This is a genomic window from Mucilaginibacter sp. A5337 (assembly GCF_059690695.1).
In genome coordinates this window covers 400,685-422,057 of sequence record NZ_JCAWEC010000003.1, presented here as the reverse complement: position 1 = coordinate 422,057, position 21,373 = coordinate 400,685, and the positions used below count along the sequence as shown (strand labels likewise).

Annotated in this window: 18 protein-coding genes; 3 read left to right on the top strand and 15 right to left on the bottom strand. The window is 42.7% G+C overall.

Features of this window, described 5'->3' with window-relative positions; genetic code table 11:
- Window positions 1-191: 191 nt before the first annotated feature.
- Window positions 192-1,895, top strand: coding sequence for a M3 family oligoendopeptidase (locus tag AC59JO_RS11700; protein ID WP_497305466.1), 1,704 nt, complete (start codon window positions 192-194; stop codon window positions 1,893-1,895).
- Between the two features lie 242 nt (window positions 1,896-2,137).
- On the opposite strand, the gene AC59JO_RS11695 is transcribed toward AC59JO_RS11700, so the two are convergent.
- The 12 genes from AC59JO_RS11695 to AC59JO_RS11640 all read right to left on the bottom strand — a co-directional run bounded on the left by AC59JO_RS11695 (window position 2,138) and on the right by AC59JO_RS11640 (window position 15,110).
- Window positions 2,138-3,142: a glycosyltransferase family 4 protein gene (locus AC59JO_RS11695; RefSeq protein WP_497305464.1), complete on the bottom strand. Its 1,005-nt coding sequence runs from the start codon at window positions 3,140-3,142 to the stop codon at window positions 2,138-2,140.
- Complete coding sequence (locus tag AC59JO_RS11690; protein WP_497305462.1) at window positions 3,143-5,419, bottom strand: glycosyltransferase family 4 protein; 2,277 nt, start codon at window positions 5,417-5,419, stop codon at window positions 3,143-3,145.
- Between the two features lie 555 nt (window positions 5,420-5,974).
- Window positions 5,975-7,165 (bottom strand): aspartate aminotransferase family protein, encoded by a 1,191-nt coding sequence (locus AC59JO_RS11685; protein ID WP_497305460.1) that lies wholly within the window; start codon window positions 7,163-7,165, stop codon window positions 5,975-5,977.
- Window positions 7,166-7,489: 324 nt separating this feature from the next.
- On the bottom strand, window positions 7,490-7,996 hold the full coding sequence (locus tag AC59JO_RS11680) for a hypothetical protein (protein ID WP_091221890.1): 507 nt from the start codon (window positions 7,994-7,996) through the stop codon (window positions 7,490-7,492).
- 17 nt (window positions 7,997-8,013) lie between these two features.
- Window positions 8,014-9,051, bottom strand: coding sequence for a hypothetical protein (locus AC59JO_RS11675; protein ID WP_497305458.1), 1,038 nt, complete (start codon window positions 9,049-9,051; stop codon window positions 8,014-8,016).
- 51 nt (window positions 9,052-9,102) lie between these two features.
- The gene (locus AC59JO_RS11670; protein ID WP_090531966.1) at window positions 9,103-9,657 is read right to left on the bottom strand and encodes an RNA polymerase sigma factor; all 555 of its coding nucleotides are present in this window, start codon (window positions 9,655-9,657) and stop codon (window positions 9,103-9,105) included.
- A 31-nt stretch (window positions 9,658-9,688) separates the two neighbouring features.
- Window positions 9,689-10,654: a transketolase family protein gene (locus AC59JO_RS11665; protein WP_497305456.1), complete on the bottom strand. Its 966-nt coding sequence runs from the start codon at window positions 10,652-10,654 to the stop codon at window positions 9,689-9,691.
- Between the two features lie 92 nt (window positions 10,655-10,746).
- Window positions 10,747-11,592: a transketolase gene (locus AC59JO_RS11660; protein ID WP_090531971.1), complete on the bottom strand. Its 846-nt coding sequence runs from the start codon at window positions 11,590-11,592 to the stop codon at window positions 10,747-10,749.
- 52 nt (window positions 11,593-11,644) lie between these two features.
- Window positions 11,645-12,106 carry a thioredoxin-dependent thiol peroxidase gene (gene bcp, locus AC59JO_RS11655; protein ID WP_121231510.1) on the bottom strand — a complete coding sequence of 154 codons (462 nt, stop codon included), beginning with the start codon at window positions 12,104-12,106 and terminating at the stop codon, window positions 11,645-11,647.
- A gap of 13 nt (window positions 12,107-12,119) precedes the next feature.
- The gene (locus AC59JO_RS11650; RefSeq protein ID WP_497305453.1) at window positions 12,120-13,841 is read right to left on the bottom strand and encodes a M23 family metallopeptidase; all 1,722 of its coding nucleotides are present in this window, start codon (window positions 13,839-13,841) and stop codon (window positions 12,120-12,122) included.
- A gap of 2 nt (window positions 13,842-13,843) precedes the next feature.
- Window positions 13,844-14,455, bottom strand: coding sequence for a fumarylacetoacetate hydrolase family protein (locus AC59JO_RS11645; RefSeq protein ID WP_413666366.1), 612 nt, complete (start codon window positions 14,453-14,455; stop codon window positions 13,844-13,846).
- Window positions 14,456-14,666: 211 nt separating this feature from the next.
- Window positions 14,667-15,110, bottom strand: a complete 444-nt coding sequence (locus tag AC59JO_RS11640) for a T9SS type A sorting domain-containing protein (protein ID WP_413666365.1) — start codon at window positions 15,108-15,110, stop codon at window positions 14,667-14,669.
- 269 nt (window positions 15,111-15,379) lie between these two features.
- On the opposite strand from AC59JO_RS11640, the gene AC59JO_RS11635 reads away from it, so the two are divergent.
- Entirely contained in the window at window positions 15,380-17,329 is a 1,950-nt protein-coding gene (locus AC59JO_RS11635) for a KUP/HAK/KT family potassium transporter (protein WP_413666364.1), read from the top strand.
- A gap of 100 nt (window positions 17,330-17,429) precedes the next feature.
- Here AC59JO_RS11635 and AC59JO_RS11630 read toward each other — a convergent pair whose 3' ends face one another.
- On the bottom strand, window positions 17,430-17,843 hold the full coding sequence (locus AC59JO_RS11630) for a DUF5655 domain-containing protein (protein WP_413666363.1): 414 nt from the start codon (window positions 17,841-17,843) through the stop codon (window positions 17,430-17,432).
- 5 nt (window positions 17,844-17,848) lie between these two features.
- On the bottom strand, window positions 17,849-19,783 hold the full coding sequence (locus AC59JO_RS11625; RefSeq protein ID WP_497305450.1) for an amino acid permease: 1,935 nt from the start codon (window positions 19,781-19,783) through the stop codon (window positions 17,849-17,851).
- Between the two features lie 79 nt (window positions 19,784-19,862).
- Between AC59JO_RS11625 and AC59JO_RS11620 the strand changes: the two genes are divergently transcribed.
- Window positions 19,863-20,549, top strand: a complete 687-nt coding sequence (locus tag AC59JO_RS11620; RefSeq protein ID WP_497305448.1) for a phosphatase PAP2 family protein — start codon at window positions 19,863-19,865, stop codon at window positions 20,547-20,549.
- Here AC59JO_RS11620 and AC59JO_RS11615 read toward each other — a convergent pair.
- Window positions 20,546-21,214, bottom strand: a complete 669-nt coding sequence (locus tag AC59JO_RS11615) for a hypothetical protein (RefSeq protein WP_413666360.1) — start codon at window positions 21,212-21,214, stop codon at window positions 20,546-20,548. The two genes, AC59JO_RS11620 and AC59JO_RS11615, sit on opposite strands and share 4 nt — an antisense overlap.
- Window positions 21,215-21,373: the final 159 nt, after the last annotated feature.

Below are 21,373 nucleotides of genomic sequence, written 5' to 3'. Positions count from 1 at the left end.
TGCGAGGCACGAAGCAATCCCTGACCTACAGAGCCGATCTGTATAGTTTGGGATTGCTTCGTGCCTCGCAATGACGTTATTGGATATCCTTTCGGTTTGTCAAATTAGTGTACATTTACACATCAATTATTTGCACATCTCCAACCATAATCTGCACATTTGCACATAAGCATATCTGCACATCTAAAATCATGATCCATAAAAAAACAAGAACATATATCCCCGCTTCCCTCGATATTAAATGGGAAACGCTTGAACCATTTTATAAAGAACTACTTGATCGCCCTATTAATTCGGTTGAAGAACTGGAGAAATGGCTACGCGATAAAAGCGAGCTTGAGGCAGCTTTAGAAGAAGATTTTGCCTGGCGTTATATCCGCATGACCTGCGATACAACCAGCGAAGAACTGCTTCAAAAATTTCAATACTTCGCCACCGAAATTGAACCTAAAATTGCTCCTTTCAGTAACGAACTAAACAAAAAGCTGGTTGCCAGCAAATATGTAGACAAACTGGATGGTGAGAAATATTTTGTATTCCTCCGCGCTGTAAAAAAAGCATTGGAGCTTTTCCGCGAGGAAAACATTCCTGTACAAACCGAGATCCAGGTGGAGCAGCAGAAATACCAGTCAACCACCGGTGCAATGTCGGTTCACATTGATGATAAAGAATTTACTTTAGAGCAGGCTTCCGTATTTTTAAAAGGCACCGACCGTGCCAAACGCCAGGAGGTTTGGGAAAAGATCACCAATCGCCGTTTACAGGATAAAGAAAAACTGAACGAGCTTTTCGACCATCTGCGTAAGCTTCGTCATACAGTAGCCACAAACGCGGGCTTTGAAAACTTCCGCGATTATATGTTCCAGGCTTTGGGTCGTTTTGATTATACTCCACAGGATTGCTATGCTTTCCACGCTGCCATTGAGACTGAAATAGTTCCAATTCTTAGGGCACAGGCCGAAAAACGCCGTATAGCTTTAAATTTACCGACACTCAAGCCCTGGGATATGGATGTTGATATTTCGGGCAAACCGGCTCTTAAACCATTCCAAAATGGCGAAGACCTGATCGAGAAATCTATCCAATGCTTCAGCAATATTAACCGTTATCTGGGCGAGCGTTTGGAGATCATGAAGGATAACGGTTTGTTTGACGTTGAAAGCCGTAAAGGTAAAGCTCCGGGTGGTTATAACTATCCGCTGGCCGAAACCGGTGCACCGTTCATTTTCATGAACTCGGCCAATACCTTCCGCGACCTGACCACAATGGTACATGAGGGAGGCCATGCGGTTCACACTTTCCTTACTGCTGATCTGGAACTGAATGATTTTAAACATTGCCCGTCTGAAGTAGCAGAATTAGCTTCTATGTCGATGGAGTTGATCTCGATGGATAACTGGAATGTTTATTTTGATAACGAGGAAGACCTGAAACGCGCCAAACGCGATCAATTGGTTGACGTGTTGAAAACCCTGCCATGGGTGGCCGTAGTTGACCAATTCCAGCACTGGATCTACACCAACCCTGATCATACCGATGCCGATCGTACAACTGCCTGGATCGAGATCTTCGAGCCATTCGGCGCAAACTTTGCAGATTGGAGTGAGCATTCTGAAGCATTAGCTAACCTTTGGCAAAAACAACTGCACATTTTTGAAGTGCCTTTCTACTATATCGAATATGGCATGGCCCAGTTAGGTGCGATCGCCGTTTGGAAAAACTATAAAGAAAATCCTGAAAAAGGTTTACAGCAATACATTAACGCTCTTAAATTAGGCTATACCAAAACCATCAAGGAAATTTATGAAACCGCCGGGATCAAATTTGATTTCAGCGCGGCTTATGTAAAAGAACTGGCTGCGTTTGTTAAAACTGAGTTGGATAAGCTGAATTAAAATATTCGCTAACAAAAGAGCCTCATCAAATATGTCATTGCGAGCGCAGCGTGGCAATCGCACGGAAGCAAGGCCGCTCTGTATAGCATGCGGTTGCCACGCTACGCTCGCAATGACATGTTTTTATTATCTGCATGGGGGGGGGGTATTGTTAAAGCTTTCAGCTTTATCTACTTGGGCTGAAAGCCCAAATTATGTTACACCACGGGTTACGCTGCGCTAAACCCGCGGCAGTTTTTCTTTTATCCCAATATCTTTTTATACAGGCCCCAATAATCATTCACCATTTTTTTACTTGAAAACTGCGAGTTTGCCCAATCATAACAATCAGCCCTGCTGATTTGGTCGAGCCAATCAACAGCGTCAGCCGCTTCATCAACCGTATTTACTAAAAAGCCTGTCTGTGCATCCTTGATCAACTCGGGCATCGAACCGCGGTTAAAAGCGATAACAGGCGTACCGCAAAGCATTGCTTCGGCTACACTCAACCCAAAAGGCTCATCAAAGCTGATAGGGTGTAGTAAAGCGTAGGCTTTTCCCAAAAGCTCTCTCCGTTTATCGGGGCCCGCGTGACCAATATATTCAATCTCTTCAGATAACTGCGGTTCTATCTTTTCTTTAAAATAATTGGTATCCTGCACTATGCCGGCTATCAGCAGCTTTCTTTTACTTTTTTTGGCGATCTCAATCGCTTCGGCAGTGCCTTTATCCGGATGGATGCGGCCGAAATACAACAAGTAATCATCCGACTGTTCAAAAAACTGAAAATCGTGGGTATCCAACCCATTATAAACCGTGGCTAAATAATCAAGTTCGCGGCTCCGGTCGGCATTACTGATGGAGACATAATGTCCGTTGCTATTATATTTTTTATAAACCGGAATGATCTTTGGCGATGAAAAACCATGTATAGTGGTGATCATTGGTGTTTTGATCAATCCCGAATATGTCAAAGGCAAAAAGTCAAAGTTGTTATGAATAATATCAAACTGGCTCGCCTTTTCCATCAGGTTGCTGATATGCAGACATTCCAGCACTTTAGCATCCTGCGTTCTGTCTTCCTCATAACCAGCAGCGCAAATGGCATCAAGTGTACCGGCGGTTATCGAATCACCTGTAGCAAAAAGTGTTACTTCGGCCCCAAGGTTAATAATGCCTTCGGCTATGTTTGATGCTATTTGCTCCCATGGCCCGTAATGCCTGGGCGGTGTGCGCCAGGCAACAGGGGCTAATACCGCTACCTTCATTTAGCAAATCTGCATTTTTTGACCATATTTATTATACTCGTATTCCAGCTCGAAAGCTTTCAGTACTGTTAGATGTGATATAAGGTAAGCCAACGTGCTTTCAGCTCCCTGGTTACGGTTTATGCCACCAGGCAGCAATCCATCACAGCAGCCCTTGGTTTCATGATCATACAGCGGTGCGCGCAAGGTATTTTCGCCCAGGAACCATTTATAGCTCAGGAACATTTTTTCAATATACTGTGGTACCCTGAAAATCTGGTAAGCCTGGAAGTGCATCAGCACCATAGCCATTGTTTCAATAGCCTGCTGATCAAACGTTGGGAAAGTACCGCCGCGGTAATACCAGCCATCGTTGCCGACAGGGCTCAGATAACCGTTGGATAATGTAAGCTGATCGAGAAAAGCCATAGTTGCCAAAGCTATTTTTTTAGCTTCTTCATTCCCTGTTATTTCGCACGAATGCAGCAGCGCCAGCGGAAGAATGGCGTTATCATAAGTCATTTTTTCCTCAAACCATTGCCAATCGTCGGATTGGGTATTGTTGTAGGCGTCTATCAGTGGCTGGGTTAATTTGGCCAAAATCTTCACCATGCCCTCATCTGTAGGATAAACCTGCAGGTATAAACTGATGCCTATGATGGTGTTGGCCATGCCTCTTAAATGTTTCAGTGCTGCAAAATGTGGTACCGATTTATGAAAAATCTCTAACGAAAACTCCCGGTACGAGTTACTTGCCGCACAGCCAATCAAATGGCCAAGCGCCCAAATGGTACGGCCAAATGAGTCTTCCGATCCAACTTCGTCCAGGTATCGCCTGTCGAAACTCAGGAAGTTACGAAAGTTGCCATCATCGGTCTGCATATAGTGAATATAGCTCAAATAGATGGGCAGCAATTCAAATGCCTCACGGCTTTTGTTGCGCTGATAAGCCATCAGCGCCATAATGAGTGCCCTGGCGTTATCATCCAAACAATACCCTTCTTTAAGATTTGGGATTCCGTATTTAGCGTGCTGCACAATACCGGTATCGTCGGTAAGTCGTAACACGTGGTTTAAGCTGAATTTTGGAAGAATTTCTGGATCTACAATGCTGTTTCGAAGTATTTTCTCACTGAAGTCATAACGTACAAGGGCTTCCCGGGCTACTTTAATAAATTCGGCGCCAATTACCGGCCAGCGTAAATGCAGTCCGTATTGATAAGCATTTTCTTTTAGCTCATTTAATACGCGATCCTGATCAAGTAGTTCGATAACCGTATCAGCCAATGCTTCTGAATTTTTAAAGTCGAATAACCGGCCTCGTTTATCGGCCAGCAATTCGGTAGCGTGCCAATAAGGTGTCGAAACTACCGCCGCTCCTGCCCCCACCGCGTAGGATAATGTACCGCTGGTGATCTGTGCTTCATTTAAATATGGTGTTACATAGATTTCGCAGGCGGTAAGATAATTTACCAACTCTTCTTCCGATACAAACTTGGCAATAAACGCAAGGTTTTTGGCAACACCCAACTGTGAAGCAAGCGATTTCAGGTGATCTCGATATTCTTCACCTGAGCTTTTGATAACGCCGGGGTGTGTATTACCTAAAACCACGTACATCACGTCTGGATGTTTCTCAACTATTTTAGGCAATGCTTTTACCACTGTTTCCAAACCTTTGTTGCGGCTCAGCAAACCAAAGGTTAACATCACCCGCTTGTTTTTAAATGACGACAGGTTCTTAACCGGATTTTCGGCTGGAGCTTCCACATCCGGTACGCCATGCTCTATGATCTGGATCTTATCGGCAGGGATCTCGTAAACATTGGTTAGAAACTCAACCGCACGTTTGCTCATCACTACAACTTTTGATGATTGTTCGGCAATTTCGCGGATAATGATCCGCTGTACATAGCTCGGATCTTTCAAAACCGTATGTAAAATAGAGATTAACGGCTTTTCGAGCCGATTGATCAGTGGCAAAATATAAATACCGCTTTCGCCACCATAAATGCCAAACTCATGTTCCATGATACACACATCAGCATCGCTGGTATTGATATAGTTGGCTGCGCGGATATAATCTTTCTGATGGTTTTGCCGGATCACATATTTTACCTCCTCCGGGTATTCGTATTCCTGTAAATTTTCCGAATCGTTAAGGGCTACAACAAAACCGTTTTGTGCTAAGGTTTGCCGCTCGGGAAAATTTGAGCTGATGGCACGCATTAAATTGTTATTAAATGTTGCGAGACCGCATTCGCGGGGGGGATAGGTTGATATATATGCTATTTTCATATGTAGATTGTGTATAGATGCAAGTTTGTGAATTCAAGGCTCAACAATTTTTTAATTAATTGTATAAACGCCTGACTATTTAAATGGGCAGAAGTGACCTTATTTATTGCGAATACAGCATTTCTTGCAACATTTTCATAGCTATTACTATAAATGCACAAACCATACCATTTTAACTCAAACTAAAATTTGATGGTGGGTATTTTATAAAGTAACTTAATCGTTACTTTCTTTTAGAAGAGAGTAGTGATGTTAAATCATGTTAAGATACGTAAAAATAACCGATTGCTTCGGTTATAATTTTTTGTCCTCTCAGTGTCCTCTCCGAGAGACCCTGAGAGGACGAAAAGAGAATTATCGACGAGCTTATAACAGGCAAGTTACGGGGACGAATGGTAAGTTGTTATAAACGGCGTCATTTCGATAGAGCAGTGGTGGGATTGTGTGCCGGAGCGAAAGAGAAATCTTGTACACCATGTAAATTTGACTTTGCATATTCACCTGCTGCTCGTACAAGATTTATCCTCGTTCGTATTATAAGAAAAACGTATTTTTTTAATTTGTGTAGAAATCGACCGCCTCAATGATCACATCACAAGCCTTTCTGATCTCATCATGCGTAATAATAAGTGGGGGAGCTAAACGCATAGAGTTGCTGCAATGCAGAAACCAATCGGTTATCACGCCGTTTTCGATACAGCGGTCAATTATTTTTTTATTGAAGTCGAAGTTTTCCAGCTCAACGGCCATCATTAAACCTTTACCGCGCACCTGGTGTATAGCAGGATGTACAAGCAATTCCCGAAACAAAGTCTCTTTTTCGGCTACGCCGGATACCAATTCGTTATCCAGCAGATATTCCAAGGCGGCTAAACCTGCTGCACAACATACCGGATGTCCACCAAAAGTAGTGATATGACCAAGAATAGGGTTTTCCTTCAGCGCATCCATGATCTGATTCGATGAAATAAAGGCACCTATCGGCATTCCGCCGCCAAGGGCTTTCGCCAATAAAAGAATATCGGGTGCTACATCAAAATGCTCAAAAGCGAAAAGCTTACCTGTACGCCCAAATGCAGCCTGGATCTCATCCAGTATCAGCAGCGTACCTGTTTTGGTACAGCGAGTACGTAAAGCTTTCATGTATGCCAAGTCCGGCACGCGGATACCCGCTTCCCCCTGAATAGTTTCGATGATGACGCAAGCAGCTTGTTCGGTGATTAGTTCAAGATCATCCGGGTTATTAAAACGGATGAAATTTACACCTGGCAATAAAGGCCGGTATGCCTGCTTAAACTCCTCATTACCCATAACGCTCAATGCGCCGTGTGTGCTGCCATGATATGAGTTAAGGCAGGCAACAACCTGTTGCCGGCCGGTAAAGCGCTTAGCTAGCTTTAATGCGCCCTCCACTGCTTCGGCACCCGAGTTAGTAAAATAAACTGATTGCAGGTTATCCGGCAGTACAGAAACCAGCTTTTCGGCAAAGCGTACCTGCGGAGTTTGCACATACTCGCCGTATACCATCAGGTGCATGTATTTATCAACCTGCTGTTTTATCGCATCGATAACATAAGGGTTACTGTGGCCCAGACTACTCACACCAATACCCGATATGAGGTCGATATACGGCTTACCCCCCGCATCGTACATATAAATACCTTCGGCACGCTCAAATTCAAGCAATAAAGGAAAGTTGGTGGTTTGTGCGTTATTGGCGAGAAAAAGCTGGCGAAGAGTTGACATGTTGTTAAGTTGTATTCAAAACTGTTAAAATCCCAACCGTCATTGCAAGGCACGAAGCAATCGCGAACTATACAGAGCGGCTCTGCTAATCGGGGATTGCTTCGTACCTCGCAATGAATGACGAGTAGTAGAACCCAGACTTACGAAGTTTTAAAAACTTCGTAAGTCTTAGGTCCGCAATGATGCCTACTTAGATTTACCGACAAAGATAAACTAAAACAGACGGACGAAAATCCATCTGTAAACGTATTTTTAAAATGATCTTGATTTTTATTAAGAAGAAAAGAAACCTAATCTCTAATCTCCAACCTCTAATCACTAGCTTCAATTCCCCGCTCTTTCGCTGCGTTCGCTGAGTTGTTTGATGAGCTCATCGTTAAATTCCTGCTCGCTTTTGTACAGGATGCTCACCTTTTCGGGTGGAAGGATCTTGGAAAAAGAATCGCGATAGCGTTTACGGATTCCAACCAGCTGGCTTTCGTAATAGATTTCTTTATCTATTTGCTCGGTTCCGTTAGTTGATGAAGTAGAGTTATTTAAACGCTTCAGGATACGTACAGCAGTGAGTTCCTGCTGATATTGATTATAAAGCGGCCAAAATTTGGTCGCTTCATCATCTGTAAGATCAAGCTGACGGCTGATATACCTGTTACGGGCAGCCTCAAGCCTTTTTCCCATAGCACCTTTTTTGTTGCCATTAGGGCGAACGGGATTAAGCTCGGGCCTTGAAGGCGTTTGAGCCGGAACAAAGCGGTTAACCTGCCCCACAGCTTCATAGCCCATAGCCATAACAAATAGCACAATACAAATATGCCTGATCAGTTTACTCATTAAATATTTTCCTCTGTTTAATTATCTATATAATCCGACAGATCTTCGTCTGCATTACTTGTATTACTTTTTTGATTAGCATCCATCAGTGTACGGGTATCGCTTGCGTCCATGTGTAACTGAAGATAGCTTTTTATTTCATCAACCGGAACTGATGACACCTGCTCATGTAAATAAGAGTGGTTATGATCTGCCGGCTGTAAATCTGCCCTGAAAATAACACCCACGCCAAGTATCAAAGCAAAACAAGCAGCTGTAGCATACCTGATGGTTGGTGAAGACCAAAGCCTCCTTACCATACCTTTTTTCTGTACAGGTTTGGCCTTATTAATGCTTACAACATTATCTACCTCTTGCTCCTCTTCAACCTCAGCATTAACAGTTTTATCTAAAATGCGCTGGCTAAGCTGATCAAAGTAGTTTGCAGGCACTTCAAAGCCTTCATGTTCCATGTTCATGGCTTCCTCTACCGCAATTCGGCTTTGGATGTTGGCGCTTAATTCCTCAAAATAATTTTCAGGAACGGTAAAGCCTTCATCGCCCATGGCCTCCTCCACCGCAATGCGGCTTTGGATATTGCTGCTCAGTTCGTCAAAATAATTTTCAGGAACCGTAAAACCTTCGTCGCCCATGGCCTCCTCCACCGTTATACGGCTTTGGATGTTGCTGCTCAGTTCGTCAAAATAGTTGTCGGGCACCGTAAAACCCTCGCCCGCATCCATGGCTTCATCTACCACAATACGGCTTTGAATGTTGCTGCTAAGCTCATCAAAATAATTTTCGGGAACGGTAAACCCCGAATCACCGGCGCTAAAAGCACTCTCAATATTTATACGGCTTTGGATGTTGCTGCTTAGTTCGTCAAAGTAATTTTCAGGTACCGTGTACCCTGCAGATGGATAGTTTTTTAATCCCTCAAGCCTTATGCGTGTTGTAATGTGCTGCGCTAACTCATGAAAATAGCCTTCAGGCACTGCGAACGGGTTAGTTTTGCTAACCTGTTTCAGCGCGATGAAATCATCCAGCCATTCCCTATTGTCCATATCGCTTTTCATACACAACTATAGATTGGTATTGTGCTAAAAGGTTTAACGTAAATTAAAAAATTAATCCCTACCAAGCAAGTGCGCTTCTATCTTCTTGACTGCCAGGTGAAAAGAAGCTTTTAAAGCCCCTACACTGGTACCCAAAACCTGCGACATTTCTTCGTACTTCATGTCTTCATAGTATTTCATATTGAAAACAAGCCGTTGTTTTTCGGGCAGGGTAAGCAGTGCTTCCTGCAGTTTACGCTGCGCGGCGTCGCCGTTAAAATAGGTTGAGTCGGCCAGTGTATCAGCCAGCTCGTAAGCAACATCATCCAACGAAACATTATTTTTTTGTTTTTTCTTATTCAAAAAAGTAATGCATTCGTTGGATGCTATCCTGTACATCCAGGTGTACAGTTGCGCGTCGTTTCTGAAACCGGCAAGGTTTTTCCAAACCTTTACAAAAACATCCTGAACCAAATCATCGGCATCGTCATGATCAACAACCATGCGACGGATGTGCCAGTATATTTTTTGCTGGTATTTTTTCAACAACAGGTTAAACGCCTCATTTCGGGTTTTTTCGTCCTGAAACTTGCTTAATATCTCTGAATCTTCAACCTGTACCGACATTTTTAGAATTTTATTAATGTTAAAGGTTTAATTAACCTTTTTTGTTTTTTCTTTCTATCACCTTTTTAACTGCGGCCACAATATGATCTGCATCCAGGCCATATTTGGTCATCAGTTGTTCAGGTGTACCGCTTTCGCCAAAGCTGTCATTAACAGCTACGTACTCCTGTGGTGAAGGGTTGTGTACCGCAAGTACCTGCGCAACGCTGTCACCTAAACCACCAAGGCGGTTATGCTCTTCGGCAGTAACTACGCAGCCTGTTTTAGCAACCGATTTCAAAATAGCTTCTTCATCCAATGGTTTAATAGTGTGGATGTTGATGATCTCGGCATCGATACCTTGTTCAGCTAAAATTTCGCCTGCCAAAATAGCCTGCCATACCAGGTGACCTGTGGCAAAGATACTTACATCTGCACCTTCGTTCACCATCCATGCTTTACCAATTTCAAATTTTTGATCAGGATCGGTAAAGATAGGAACAACCGGGCGACCGAAACGTAAGTAAACCGGGCCGTCATAATCAGCTATCGCGATAGTAGCAGCTTTAGTTTGGTTATAATCGCAGGTGTTGATAACGGTCATGCCTGGTAACATTTTCATCAGGCCGATATCTTCCAGGATCTGGTGGGTAGCACCGTCTTCGCCCAAAGTTAAACCAGCGTGTGAAGCGCAAATTTTAACATTTTTGTTTGAATAAGCTACTGACTGGCGAATCTGGTCATAAACCCTGCCTGTAGAAAAGTTAGCGAAAGTACCGGTGAAAGGGATTTTACCGCCAATGGTCATACCGGCAGCAATACCTATCATGTTAGCCTCAGCAATACCTACCTGTACAAAACGCTCAGGGAATGCTTTAATAAAATCGTTCATTTTTAATGAACCGATAAGGTCGGCACAAAGGGCAACAACCTGATCGTTTTTCTGGCCTGCTTCCAGCAACCCGGCGCCAAAGCCCGAGCGGGTATCTTTTTTATCTGTGTAAGTGTATTTTTTCATTGTTCAAATTCTCTCAACAATCGGGAGAGAATGCATTAAATCGTGATAAATTAAACTGATGTTTTTTACTCCCCCTTTAGGGGGCCGGGGGGCTAATAATCGCCCAGTGTTTCTTCTAACTGATCTAAAGCCAGTTTAAGCTGCTCATCATTTGGCGCAACACCGTGCCATTTGTGGCTGCCCACCATAAAGTCAACACCGTAACCCATTTCAGTATGCATCAGGATCATGATCGGCTTGCCCTGACCTGTACGGCTTTTTGCTTCTTCAAGCACCCTAACCACATCGGCCATATCATTACCTTTCATATCCAGCACATCCCAGCCAAAAGCTTCCCATTTAGCGCGAAGATCGCCTAATGAAAGTACCTGTTTGGTTGGACCATCAATTTGCTGACCGTTAACATCAATTGTCGAGATCAGGTTATCAACATGATTGTGAGGAGCAAACATTGCTGCTTCCCAGATCTGGCCTTCCTGGATCTCGCCATCGCCATGCAGGGTAAACACCAATGATTTATCACCGTTTAATTTTTTAGCAAGCGCGGCACCAATAGCTACCGATAAGCCCTGACCTAATGAACCCGAAGCAATACGGATACCAGGAAGGTGCTCATGTGTAGTTGGGTGGCCTTGTAAACGCGCGTTCAGTTTACGGAAAGTTGCCAGTTCGGCTTTATCAAAATAACCTGCATGTGCCAGCGTGCTGTAAAACACAGGCGAAATATGGCCGTTTGACAGGAAGAAAATATCTTCGCCAACAGCATCCATATTAAATTTAGGATCGTGGTTCATTACCGAAAAGTACAGTGCGGTAAAGAAGTCGGTACAGCCCAGTGAGCCGCCCGGGTGGCCTGATTGACAGCCATGTACCATGCGTACAATGTCGCGCCTTATTTGTGACGCGGTTTTTTCTAAAGTTTGTAAGTCTGCTTTCATTAATGGAATTTAGGAGCTGCTAAAGTAGCTATTTTGATTGTGTTTTTAACACTTAATTTACAAGATCAAGCACCTGCTGTGATGAGGCCTTAGTATCAACCTTACTGATAACGTGCGTAATAACTCCCTCTGCATCAATTATGAATGTAGTACGTGCCGTACCCATATACTTTTTGCCGTACATATTCTTTTCAACCCATACACCGTAAGCTTCAACAATTTTAAGCTCATTATCGGCAATAAGTGTAAATGGCAGGCTGTATTTGGTTTCAAATTTTTTGTGCGATTTTTCATCGTCGGTACTTACACCTATCACTTCAAAACCCTTGCTTAAAAGCGATTGATAATTATCCCTGAAATCGCATGATTCGGCAGTACAGCCGGGGGTATCATCTTTTGGGTAAAAATAAAGGATCACATTTTTGCCTTTGTAGTCGGCAAGGGATACTTCCTTACCGTTTTGGTCTTTAGCGGTAAAAGCGGGTGCTTTATCGCCTTCTTTTAATGTTGTCATGGTTTATAGGTACTTATCTGTAAAAATCGGCGGAAAATTCCGAAAAATTATTTTTGTTATCAACTAAAGCCAACTTAAATGCGTGTTTACCAGGTGCAATATCGCCATTAAACGTGTAACTTAATATTTTACTTTTATAATCATGCTCCATGAGCACCCATTTACCATCAATTGTACCCGTATAGCTCTTAATTCCTGATAAATTATCACTCATTCTGAAATTAATACTGCGTGCAGCCTTCATATTACTGCCGTTTTTGATATTGAGCGGGTGAATAACGGGCGGCACAGTATCTATTTTGATATAATAATCCCCAAAAGCGCTCACCTGCGATATCACGTAACCATCTTTAAAGTAACCGCCCTGGCAACCGCCCCATGAACTTACAATAACCGCCTTATCGGCATACTTACCCAAATCAACATCGGGCTTGATCCAAATCTCATAACTGTCATGAATGGGCGTTAACCTGTTATGGATATGATGCATAGCCGAATATGCCCCTACTGGTTTGGCCGATGCCGAATATTGAAAATCAAGATCATCATACAGGTTGCCCGGCATAATGATCACCTTAACTTTATCATTACTAAACTCGCTGCGCTTATCGTAATAAAACATGGTACCTGTAGGTTTTACAGGCTGGGGATTAGCAAACGGAGACGATTTAACTTTCAGCTTCATCGATGATGTATTGCCCGCAACATCTTTCACTACGTATTCTACATCATGCGTAGCATTATCGTCAAATGTAATGATGCCATTGTTTACCGACTGCGGATACAACGAAATGCGGCTTCCAGGCAGGATGAAACATTTCTGCATCCACCTGCGGGATGATTCAAAGGCAGGATAATCGATATAAGCGTTGATGGCATGGGTTTGATCAAACGCGAAACGCTCAACCGCAAAGGTATATACCGTTTTGCCGTCCAGCTTTAGTTCGATAGAATAAACGCCGTTATAGTTAAACGAGGTGCTATTCATATCGGTGGTGTTAATGCCGAAGCCGATATTACCGCTTAGTTCAAGCGTTTGCGGTTTAATAAGGTGATAATTACCTGCTGCACCCGTTACCCCTAAAAACTCTTTTGGTGTTTTTTCGCTGAAAGGTTTTCCATTGAGGTGATAGATGCCTATTGAGGTAATTGTTGGCGGTACTTTGTCCGGAATGGTTAGCCCAAACAACTGCGCGTTGATGGTCTCCTCAGTTTTGCTATCCCTGATCTCGAAATGTACATGCGGTCCGGCCGATGCACCAGCATTGCCCGAAATGGCTACAACTTCATCTTTTTTAACCGGCACCTGGGTTGGTGTTAGGTTAAAATCGGCCTCGTAGGTTTGATGCTCATACTGGTATTTTTTTACCAGATCGATAACCGCCGGATTAAAACTTTCTAAATGGCCGTAAACGGTAGTATATCCATTTGGATGGGTAATGTAGATTGCCCGTCCAAAACCGCCAAACTGTACACGTACCCTTGATATATAACCTTCGGCAGCAGCATGCACAGGATAACCGGTACGTTGATTAGTTTTAAAATCGAGCCCGGAATGGAAATGAGATGGCCTTAGCTCGCCAAATGAGCCAGCGGTGGTAGGCGGTGTAAGATCAAGCGGATACCTGAAATAATTTTGCGGGTATTGCCTGCTTTGTATAATATCATTCTGCGCAAATGTGTTTGAATAAAGTGCCAAACACATAGCACCTGTAACCAATAGTTTTTTGATCATGCTTATTTAACGTAAAAATCGAGCATTTTCTCATCCTCAAGGTATCCCTCAAGCCTGTCGCCGATTTTTACTTTTGATACACCCGGAGGGGTGCCGGTAAATATAAGATCGCCCTTTTTTAGAGTGATGTATTTTGAAACAAATGCGATGACACTCTCGAATGAGAAAAGCAGATCGCGGGTGTTACCCTGCTGGCGGGTTTCGCCGTTGATATCCAGTTTAAAGTTGATATCATAAACCGATTCAAACTTAGCCTTAGGCACAAAATTGCTGATAGGCGCCGAACCATCGAAAGCTTTAGCCAACTCCCAGGGCAGGCCTTTCTCCTTATGGCGGGCCTGAACATCGCGGGCAGTAAAATCAATTCCCAAACCAATTTCTTCGTAATAGTTGGCAGCAAATTTCTCGCTGATGTGCTTGCCTTCTTTACTGATCTTTAAAACCAGTTCTATTTCGTGATGAACATCTTCCGAAAAATCAGGATGATAAAAGGGCTTATTTTCTTTCAGCAAAGCCGTTTCGGGCTTCATGAAGATAACCGGCGTAGTAGGTACCGGGTTATTGAGTTCTTTGGCGTGTTCGGCGTAGTTGCGGCCAATGGCTATAATTTTCATAAATGAACGCTATAAACGCCAAAGCTAAAAAATTTGATGGGTTTGGGGGAAGGTTTATGAAGGTGTATTAATAATTTGACGTTCTCTTAAGTAAAACTTACGCTGGCAAGTTGCGTACCTCTGGCAAGCCCAAAATAGGGTTCATTCAATTTCTACAAACCTTTTGCCCCGCCGGGGCAGCCAAAAATGAAAAAATTAAGTTTAACCGATTTTAATTAATAACCGAGATCCTTTTGATAACCGATTCGGTACCGGCTACCACGCGTACAAAGTAAAAGCCACGAACCAGCTTATTGCTGATGGGGTAGTTCAGATTATGATCGCCTGATTCAACCCTTTGCGAAAACAGGGTGGAGATATCGTTGCCAAGCACGTCCATTATTTTAATGGTTACGTTGGTATTGCGGGATATAGAGTATTTGAGGTTGATCTGATCGGTTACCGGGTTAGGGTACAATTGCACATCACTTAACAACTTATCATCCGGGCGGGATACGCTCAGTTTTACATTTGAAGTAACAGCAGGCTTTAACGGGGGAAGCGAAAGGTGCAGGCCATTCTTTAAATAAGATGTCTTGGCTGCCTTAGTTTTACCTCTAAGGTACACTGTATCAGACTTTAGCGTATGCCCATCAACAACAAAGGCGAAGTTCATGAAAATTGCCATCGCAATTATCACGACCCACGTGTAGGTATAAACATAAGAATATGTAAAATTTCGCCTCATTATTTAGTATAATTCTACAAAAGTATAAATAATGCCCTCATCCCATTAAATAATAATGTTTTTGTAAATCTTTTTAACAAATTTTAACAAAATGTGTAACCTTATTGTATGGTAGACACATTATTTCCTTATACGTTTAATCGTTATAATGGTTTAACCAAAAAAATTAATATTTTTGCCATCTCTAAATCATAAAAGTGTCAAATCATAAAGATCTGCATAAACTATCAGCCGCCGGCTTTTTGATCAGTTTAGGAATAATTTACGGTGATATTGGTACCTCCCCACTATACGTATTTAAAGCCATTGTTGGCCAACGTCAAATTTCAGAAACGTTAATTCTTGGAGGTGTTTCGCTCATTTTTTGGACATTAACCCTGCAAACCACCTTAAAATATGTGGTGATAACTTTGAGGGCTGATAACAAAGGGGAAGGTGGTATTTTTTCGCTGTTCTCCCTGGTACGGCGTAAAGCAAAATGGCTTATTGTACCTGCGGTTGTGGGCGGCTGCGCCCTCCTTGCCGATGGTATCATTACCCCTCCTATCACCATATCTTCGGCTATTGAAGGTTTGCAAACCTATTATCCGCATTTACCAACAGTTTACGTGGTAATGGCCATTATTACAGCCTTATTTATCATACAGCAATTTGGTACATCACTTGTAGGTAAGGCATTTGGGCCTATCATGTTCCTTTGGTTTACCATGATGGGCTTTTTGGGTATCACCTACATTGTCCACGATCCATGGATCATCCGCTCACTGAACCCGTACTACGCAATTAAATTGCTTACCTCAAGTTCAAGCGATGGCGCATTTATTATATTGGGCGCCGTGTTTCTGTGTACTACAGGTGCCGAAGCTTTATACTCTGATCTTGGCCACTGTGGTAAAGCAAATATCCGCGTAAGTTGGGTGTACGTAAAAATATGCCTTATCCTAAACTATTTAGGACAGGCAGTTTGGCTGTTACAGCGTAATGGTCACGTGATGGACCTTAATGCTCAAAACCCTTTTTATCAGATTATGCCAACCTGGTTCCTGATCTATGGTATCGGTATCGCTACTGTGGCGGCTATCATTGCCAGCCAGGCGTTAATATCAGGGTCGTTTACGCTTATTGCCGAAGCTGTAAGGCTTAACCTGTGGCCAAAAGTGAGGATCAATTACCCATCCGAGCAAAAAGGACAGCTTTATGTACCCAGTGTTAACTGGCTGCTTTGGGCAGGCTGTTTAGGCGTGGTATTGATATTTAAACATTCGGACAAAATGGAGGCTGCTTACGGTTTAAGTATTACCGTAGCCATGCTCATGACCACCATACTGGTGTCCAAATTCCTGAAACGTAAAAAAGTACCTAACTATATTATCAACACGTTTTTGGCGGTGTACCTGCTTATTGAAGGCACCTTCCTTACCGGTAACCTGCACAAATTTTTAGATGGAGGCTGGTTTACCTTATCGATAGGCTTCCTGTTGTTTACCGTAATGTGGACCTGGCATACCGCCCGCAAAATCAGGAACCGCTATGTTAAGTTTGTTGAGATTGAAGACTATTTTGATATCATTAAAGAACTAAGTTCTGACGAAAGCGTACCTAAATACGCCTCTCAATTGGTGTACTTAACCAGCGCAAACTTCAATTCGGAAATTGAATCAAAAATTGTTTACTCCATACTGCAAAAGCAGCCAAAACGTGCCGACGTTTATTGGCTGGTGCACGTTGACGTTGTAGACGAGCCTTACAAACGCGAATACGAAGTTGACCACCTGGTACCAAACAAACTGATCCGTATTGACTTTAAACTCGGTTTCCGCGTTGAGCAGCAAATAAACCTGTTGTTCAGGAAAGTGGTTGAAGACCTGGTTAAAAAGGGTGAGGTTGATATTACCAGTACCTACAAGTCACTGAACAGGCACAAAATTGTCGGGGATTTCCGTTTTGTGGTGATCGAAAAGATCTTCTCACGCTCACATAACCTGTCATTCATTGAAAGATTTATTATGGATTACTACAAGCAGCTTAAAAAAGTGAGCTTATCTGAAGAGCGCGGTTTCGGCCTCGATCTGAGCTTTGTAACGGTAGAGAAAGTGCCGCTGGTGCTTGCCATACCTGAAGCAATTGAGATCCATAGGGTTAATTAAAAAGTAGCTCAATAAATAAGAAAAGGCTCCCGGAAATCCGGGAGCCTTTTCTTATTTAAAACAATCTGCCGCGGGCTTTCAGCCCGTGGTAGTTTTATTTCTATACCCCCCTCTCCCAGGCCATCCGCATATACTTCCGCACTTCATCATTAATATCTTCCTTAAAATACATTCTGAAGTAATGGTTATACTGATCGGTACCGGGTACCTGTTTTACTTTACTGAAACAAAGGTTATCATCATAAACCTGTTTAAAGGGAAAAACAACATCAATAAAGTTTTTGCCCAATTGCGTGACATAAGCAAAATTCACCCTTGCACTCAAAGCTATCATGCTTTTAGTGGGATAAACTTTAATCACGGCAATTTGCAGGTATTCGTCAACCAAATGATCAAACAGCGCTACAGTATGCGGAGATTTTCCGCTAAGCACTTCAGATAGTTCCCTGTCGCGGCATGAGTGCACCTGGTTGGTGGCAGTAAATTCACGTTCGCATAAAGGGCAGGTCCACATGGTATTTACGCAGTTTGAGCTTCTTTGCCCAGCACGCTGTTTTTATAGCTGTAGGTGGCGTAAATCACCAAACCAATCACCAGCCATATTAAAAACCTTAGCCAGTTGGTATAGCCAAGTTCGGTCATGAGGTAAAAACAGCTCATCAGCCCCAAAACAGGGATAAGCGAGAAGTTTTTAATAAAACTGTAAACCGCTATAATAATGATGAGGACAAAGAAAAGATAGTTAGGGAAATTATACAGGAAGCCATCAAAACCAAGGTAATACTTTTTAGCATCGCTGATATCGTTGGTTTGCCTCAATGCAGTATTAAATTTATCCTCTTCAATATCTTTAAAGTATTTTTTCGCCGCATCTGGCTGAGCAGTAATGTTGGCACCGTAAAGCTGATTGGTGGTTTTAAGTAAGCTCAACTTATCATTGTTATCCATGTTATCAATGATATCGCTGCGATCCTTAAGCTTCTTAAACTGCATCATTTCCACCTGGGCAGCGGGTTTAAACCAAGCAACTGAACCTAAAATGATAAGTGTGATAATTGGTATAATGAATTTACCATTTACATAAGGCAGGTGAAATTTTCCTTTCACAGCTTCTTCGCGCGGAAGCAGTAATACACCGCCGCAAACCAGTACAAATGCAAACAGCGTACCTATACTGGTTAAGTCGGTAACTTCGGTAAGGTTCATGAATAGCGCCGGAACCGCAACCACAAAACCGGTTACTACGGTGGCAAAAGCAGGTGTTTGATATTTTGGGTGAATGCGGGAAAACGCTTTAGGTAATAAACCGTCGCGGCTCATGCTCATCCAGATGCGGGGTTGTCCTAACTGGAAAATCAGCAATACACTAGCTGTGGCAATAACCGCGCTGATGGAGATAACATAGCTTATTTTATTTAAACCAACCTTGGCAAAAACAAAAGCCAGCGGGTCGCCTACCTGCAGATCTTTATAGCTTACCATGCCGGTAAGTACCAATGCTATCAGGATATACAATACCGTACAGATTACCAGCGAATAGATCATACCGCGGGGCAGATCGCGCTGGGGCTTTTCACATTCTTCGGCAGTGGTTGATATCGCATCAAAACCGATATAAGCAAAGAACACACCCGATACCCCTTTCATAACACCGCTGAAACCATTTGGCATAAACGGGTGCCAGTTGGCTGGTGTTACATAAAAAAAGCCTACCACTATTACTGCTATCACGATAACTATTTTAAGTATTACCATGGCATTGGTAGCCTTTTTTGTTTCGCGGATGCCTACATAAACCAGGTAAGTAATAATGATAACAATTAAAAGAGCTGGTAAATTAGCTATAAGCTTAAGGTTGCCTATTCCGGGCGCCTGATCCCAGGCCAGTGCTTCCGCTTTTACCTTGTCGCTGATATCAGCAAGATTTTTACCTGCTGCAAGTACCTGATCATGCCCGCGCAACGCCGAAACATAGTCCATGGTCAGGAATTTGGGCATGTGGATATGAAAACCCTCGAGCAGGTTTACGAAATACTCGCTCCAGGAAATGGCTACGGCAATGTTACCAATAGCGTATTCCATTAACAAATCCCATCCAATGATCCAGGCAATCAGCTCGCCAAACGATGCATAAGCGTAAGTATATGCGCTGCCTGCAACCGGGATACGTGACGCAAATTCAGCATAGCAAAGGGCCGAAAAACCACAGGTTACAGCTGTTAAAATAAATAAGATGGAAACCGCTGGGCCGCCATGAAATGAGGCTTCACCAATTGTCGAAAATATACCTGCTCCTACAACGGCGGCTATGCCCATCAGGGTCAGGTCTTTTACATTAAGTTCTTTTTTGAGTTGGGATGATGTTGTACCGGGATGCTCACTATCACTAAAACCGCACTCAACATCATTTAAAATTTTCGCTACTGACTTTTTACGAAAGATACTTTTCGACATGTAGTTTAATTAATAAGTCTAATCAATCTCAAAATTAATCATTTTTTTGCATTGAATAAGTATATGCTTACTTTGCAGCATGAAGATAGGAATAAAAGATGTGTTGTACAGAATCCGCCCTTTTTTTATCCTTTACCTTATCCTTTTAGCTACCTCTTTGACTATCAAACTGCTATTTACCCGCGAAATTATTTTCTTTACCGTAAACGGATGGCACCAGCCCTGGCTTGATACCATTGAACCTTACGTTACAGACATAGGCGACGGTACCACAGCCGTCATATTATCGCTCGCTATGCTCTTGTTTAGTTACCGCAGCTGGCTGTTACTGGCCTCAAGCTATGCCGTTACATCAATTGTAGCACAGATCCTTAAATACATTTACATAGCTCCCCGGCCAAAGCTATATTTTGCCGACCAGTGGAGCAGGGTGCATACGGTAGACGGTGTTTATATTTTAGAGAAATACAGCTTCCCTTCGGGGCATACAGTGAGCGCCTTTTCGGCAGCATTGGTTATAACATACCTTTGTAAAAACAAAGGCTGGGGAATCCCAGCCTTGTTTGTTGCCATTATGGTTGGCTATTCGAGAATGTATTTAACCGAGCATTTTTACGAAGATGTACTTGCCGGCTCGGCTATTGGTGTTTTTGTTACTATATTCTGGCTCACCTGGCTTGATGGCAAACAGTTTATCAACTCCGCCAAATGGAACAAGGGCCTGCTTGATAGTATTTTCAAGAAGAAAGCCCCTGCTGTTAATTAAACTCCGGCTTCCAGCTGCCTGTTTTTACGTTTGATCACGGTTAATACGACAATCAGCACTATAACGGCGGCGCCACCATAAATACCTATTTTGGCCGGTGCCGACATCCCTTTTGCATCAGACAGGTACTGATCGCGACGATCTAAAGTAGGAGCAATCCGGATAGAGCCCGAAAATTGTTTCAGTTCGGCCTTTGCAAGATCAACCCTTTGCTCAGGATAGTTGTATTCAAAAGTATAAGTTACATCCTGGGTATACAGAAGTATAAAATTCCTTAACTCCGGCGATTCACCGGTTGAGCCGCTATTATCAATCCTTAAGGTGAATACTTTACCCTCAAGTTTGCCGATAGTAGTATCGCGCGGATACATCACGCTGCCATTAACAGATTGTTTCTGAATGCCATTGATGTAAGTTTTAAATACATCTTTTAGGTCCTTCTCTTTATTTAAAGGTTTGGTATCAGCGTTTGGCACACGCAAAACAAGAATGTTACCTAACGATGCAGAGCCCTGGTATATCTGTTGACCTAATGTATCCTTTTTTGTAAAGCCCTCTGGCAACGAAACCGTAACCAGGCTATCTATCTTTACAGGTTTAAGTACCTGGCTAAAACCTGCAAGCGAAATCAGCATTATGCTTAAGCTTAAAATTATCTTTTTCATGTTTATTTAACTTAAAAAAGAAGAATAAGTTTTAACTAATAATATATTATGAGATTTAAATGAAACATAACTGACTTAAAATCAACAATTAAGAGAACACAAAAAGCTTCTTGGATAGCTTAAAGCTGAAAGCCGAAAGCTCAAAGCTTTTTTGAGCAC

What these genes read in the sequence shown, in the direction of transcription:
- AC59JO_RS11700 (WP_497305466.1), top strand. Translation starts at nt 192, where the DNA reads ATGATCCATAAAAAAACAAGAACATATATCCCCGCTTCCCTCGATATT.
- AC59JO_RS11695 (WP_497305464.1), bottom strand. Translation starts at nt 3,142, where the DNA reads ATGAAGGTAGCGGTATTAGCCCCTGTTGCCTGGCGCACACCGCCCAGG.
- AC59JO_RS11690 (WP_497305462.1), bottom strand. Translation starts at nt 5,419, where the DNA reads ATGAAAATAGCATATATATCAACCTATCCCCCCCGCGAATGCGGTCTC.
- AC59JO_RS11685 (WP_497305460.1), bottom strand. Translation starts at nt 7,165, where the DNA reads ATGTCAACTCTTCGCCAGCTTTTTCTCGCCAATAACGCACAAACCACC.
- AC59JO_RS11680 (WP_091221890.1), bottom strand. Translation starts at nt 7,996, where the DNA reads ATGAGTAAACTGATCAGGCATATTTGTATTGTGCTATTTGTTATGGCT.
- AC59JO_RS11675 (WP_497305458.1), bottom strand. Translation starts at nt 9,051, where the DNA reads ATGAAAAGCGATATGGACAATAGGGAATGGCTGGATGATTTCATCGCG.
- AC59JO_RS11670 (WP_090531966.1), bottom strand. Translation starts at nt 9,657, where the DNA reads ATGTCGGTACAGGTTGAAGATTCAGAGATATTAAGCAAGTTTCAGGAC.
- AC59JO_RS11665 (WP_497305456.1), bottom strand. Translation starts at nt 10,654, where the DNA reads ATGAAAAAATACACTTACACAGATAAAAAAGATACCCGCTCGGGCTTT.
- AC59JO_RS11660 (WP_090531971.1), bottom strand. Translation starts at nt 11,592, where the DNA reads ATGAAAGCAGACTTACAAACTTTAGAAAAAACCGCGTCACAAATAAGG.
- bcp (WP_121231510.1), bottom strand. Translation starts at nt 12,106, where the DNA reads ATGACAACATTAAAAGAAGGCGATAAAGCACCCGCTTTTACCGCTAAA.
- AC59JO_RS11650 (WP_497305453.1), bottom strand. Translation starts at nt 13,841, where the DNA reads ATGATCAAAAAACTATTGGTTACAGGTGCTATGTGTTTGGCACTTTAT.
- AC59JO_RS11645 (WP_413666366.1), bottom strand. Translation starts at nt 14,455, where the DNA reads ATGAAAATTATAGCCATTGGCCGCAACTACGCCGAACACGCCAAAGAA.
- AC59JO_RS11640 (WP_413666365.1), bottom strand. Translation starts at nt 15,110, where the DNA reads ATGAACTTCGCCTTTGTTGTTGATGGGCATACGCTAAAGTCTGATACA.
- AC59JO_RS11630 (WP_413666363.1), bottom strand. Translation starts at nt 17,843, where the DNA reads ATGTGGACCTGCCCTTTATGCGAACGTGAATTTACTGCCACCAACCAG.
- AC59JO_RS11625 (WP_497305450.1), bottom strand. Translation starts at nt 19,783, where the DNA reads ATGTCGAAAAGTATCTTTCGTAAAAAGTCAGTAGCGAAAATTTTAAAT.
- AC59JO_RS11620 (WP_497305448.1), top strand. Translation starts at nt 19,863, where the DNA reads ATGAAGATAGGAATAAAAGATGTGTTGTACAGAATCCGCCCTTTTTTT.
- AC59JO_RS11615 (WP_413666360.1), bottom strand. Translation starts at nt 21,214, where the DNA reads ATGAAAAAGATAATTTTAAGCTTAAGCATAATGCTGATTTCGCTTGCA.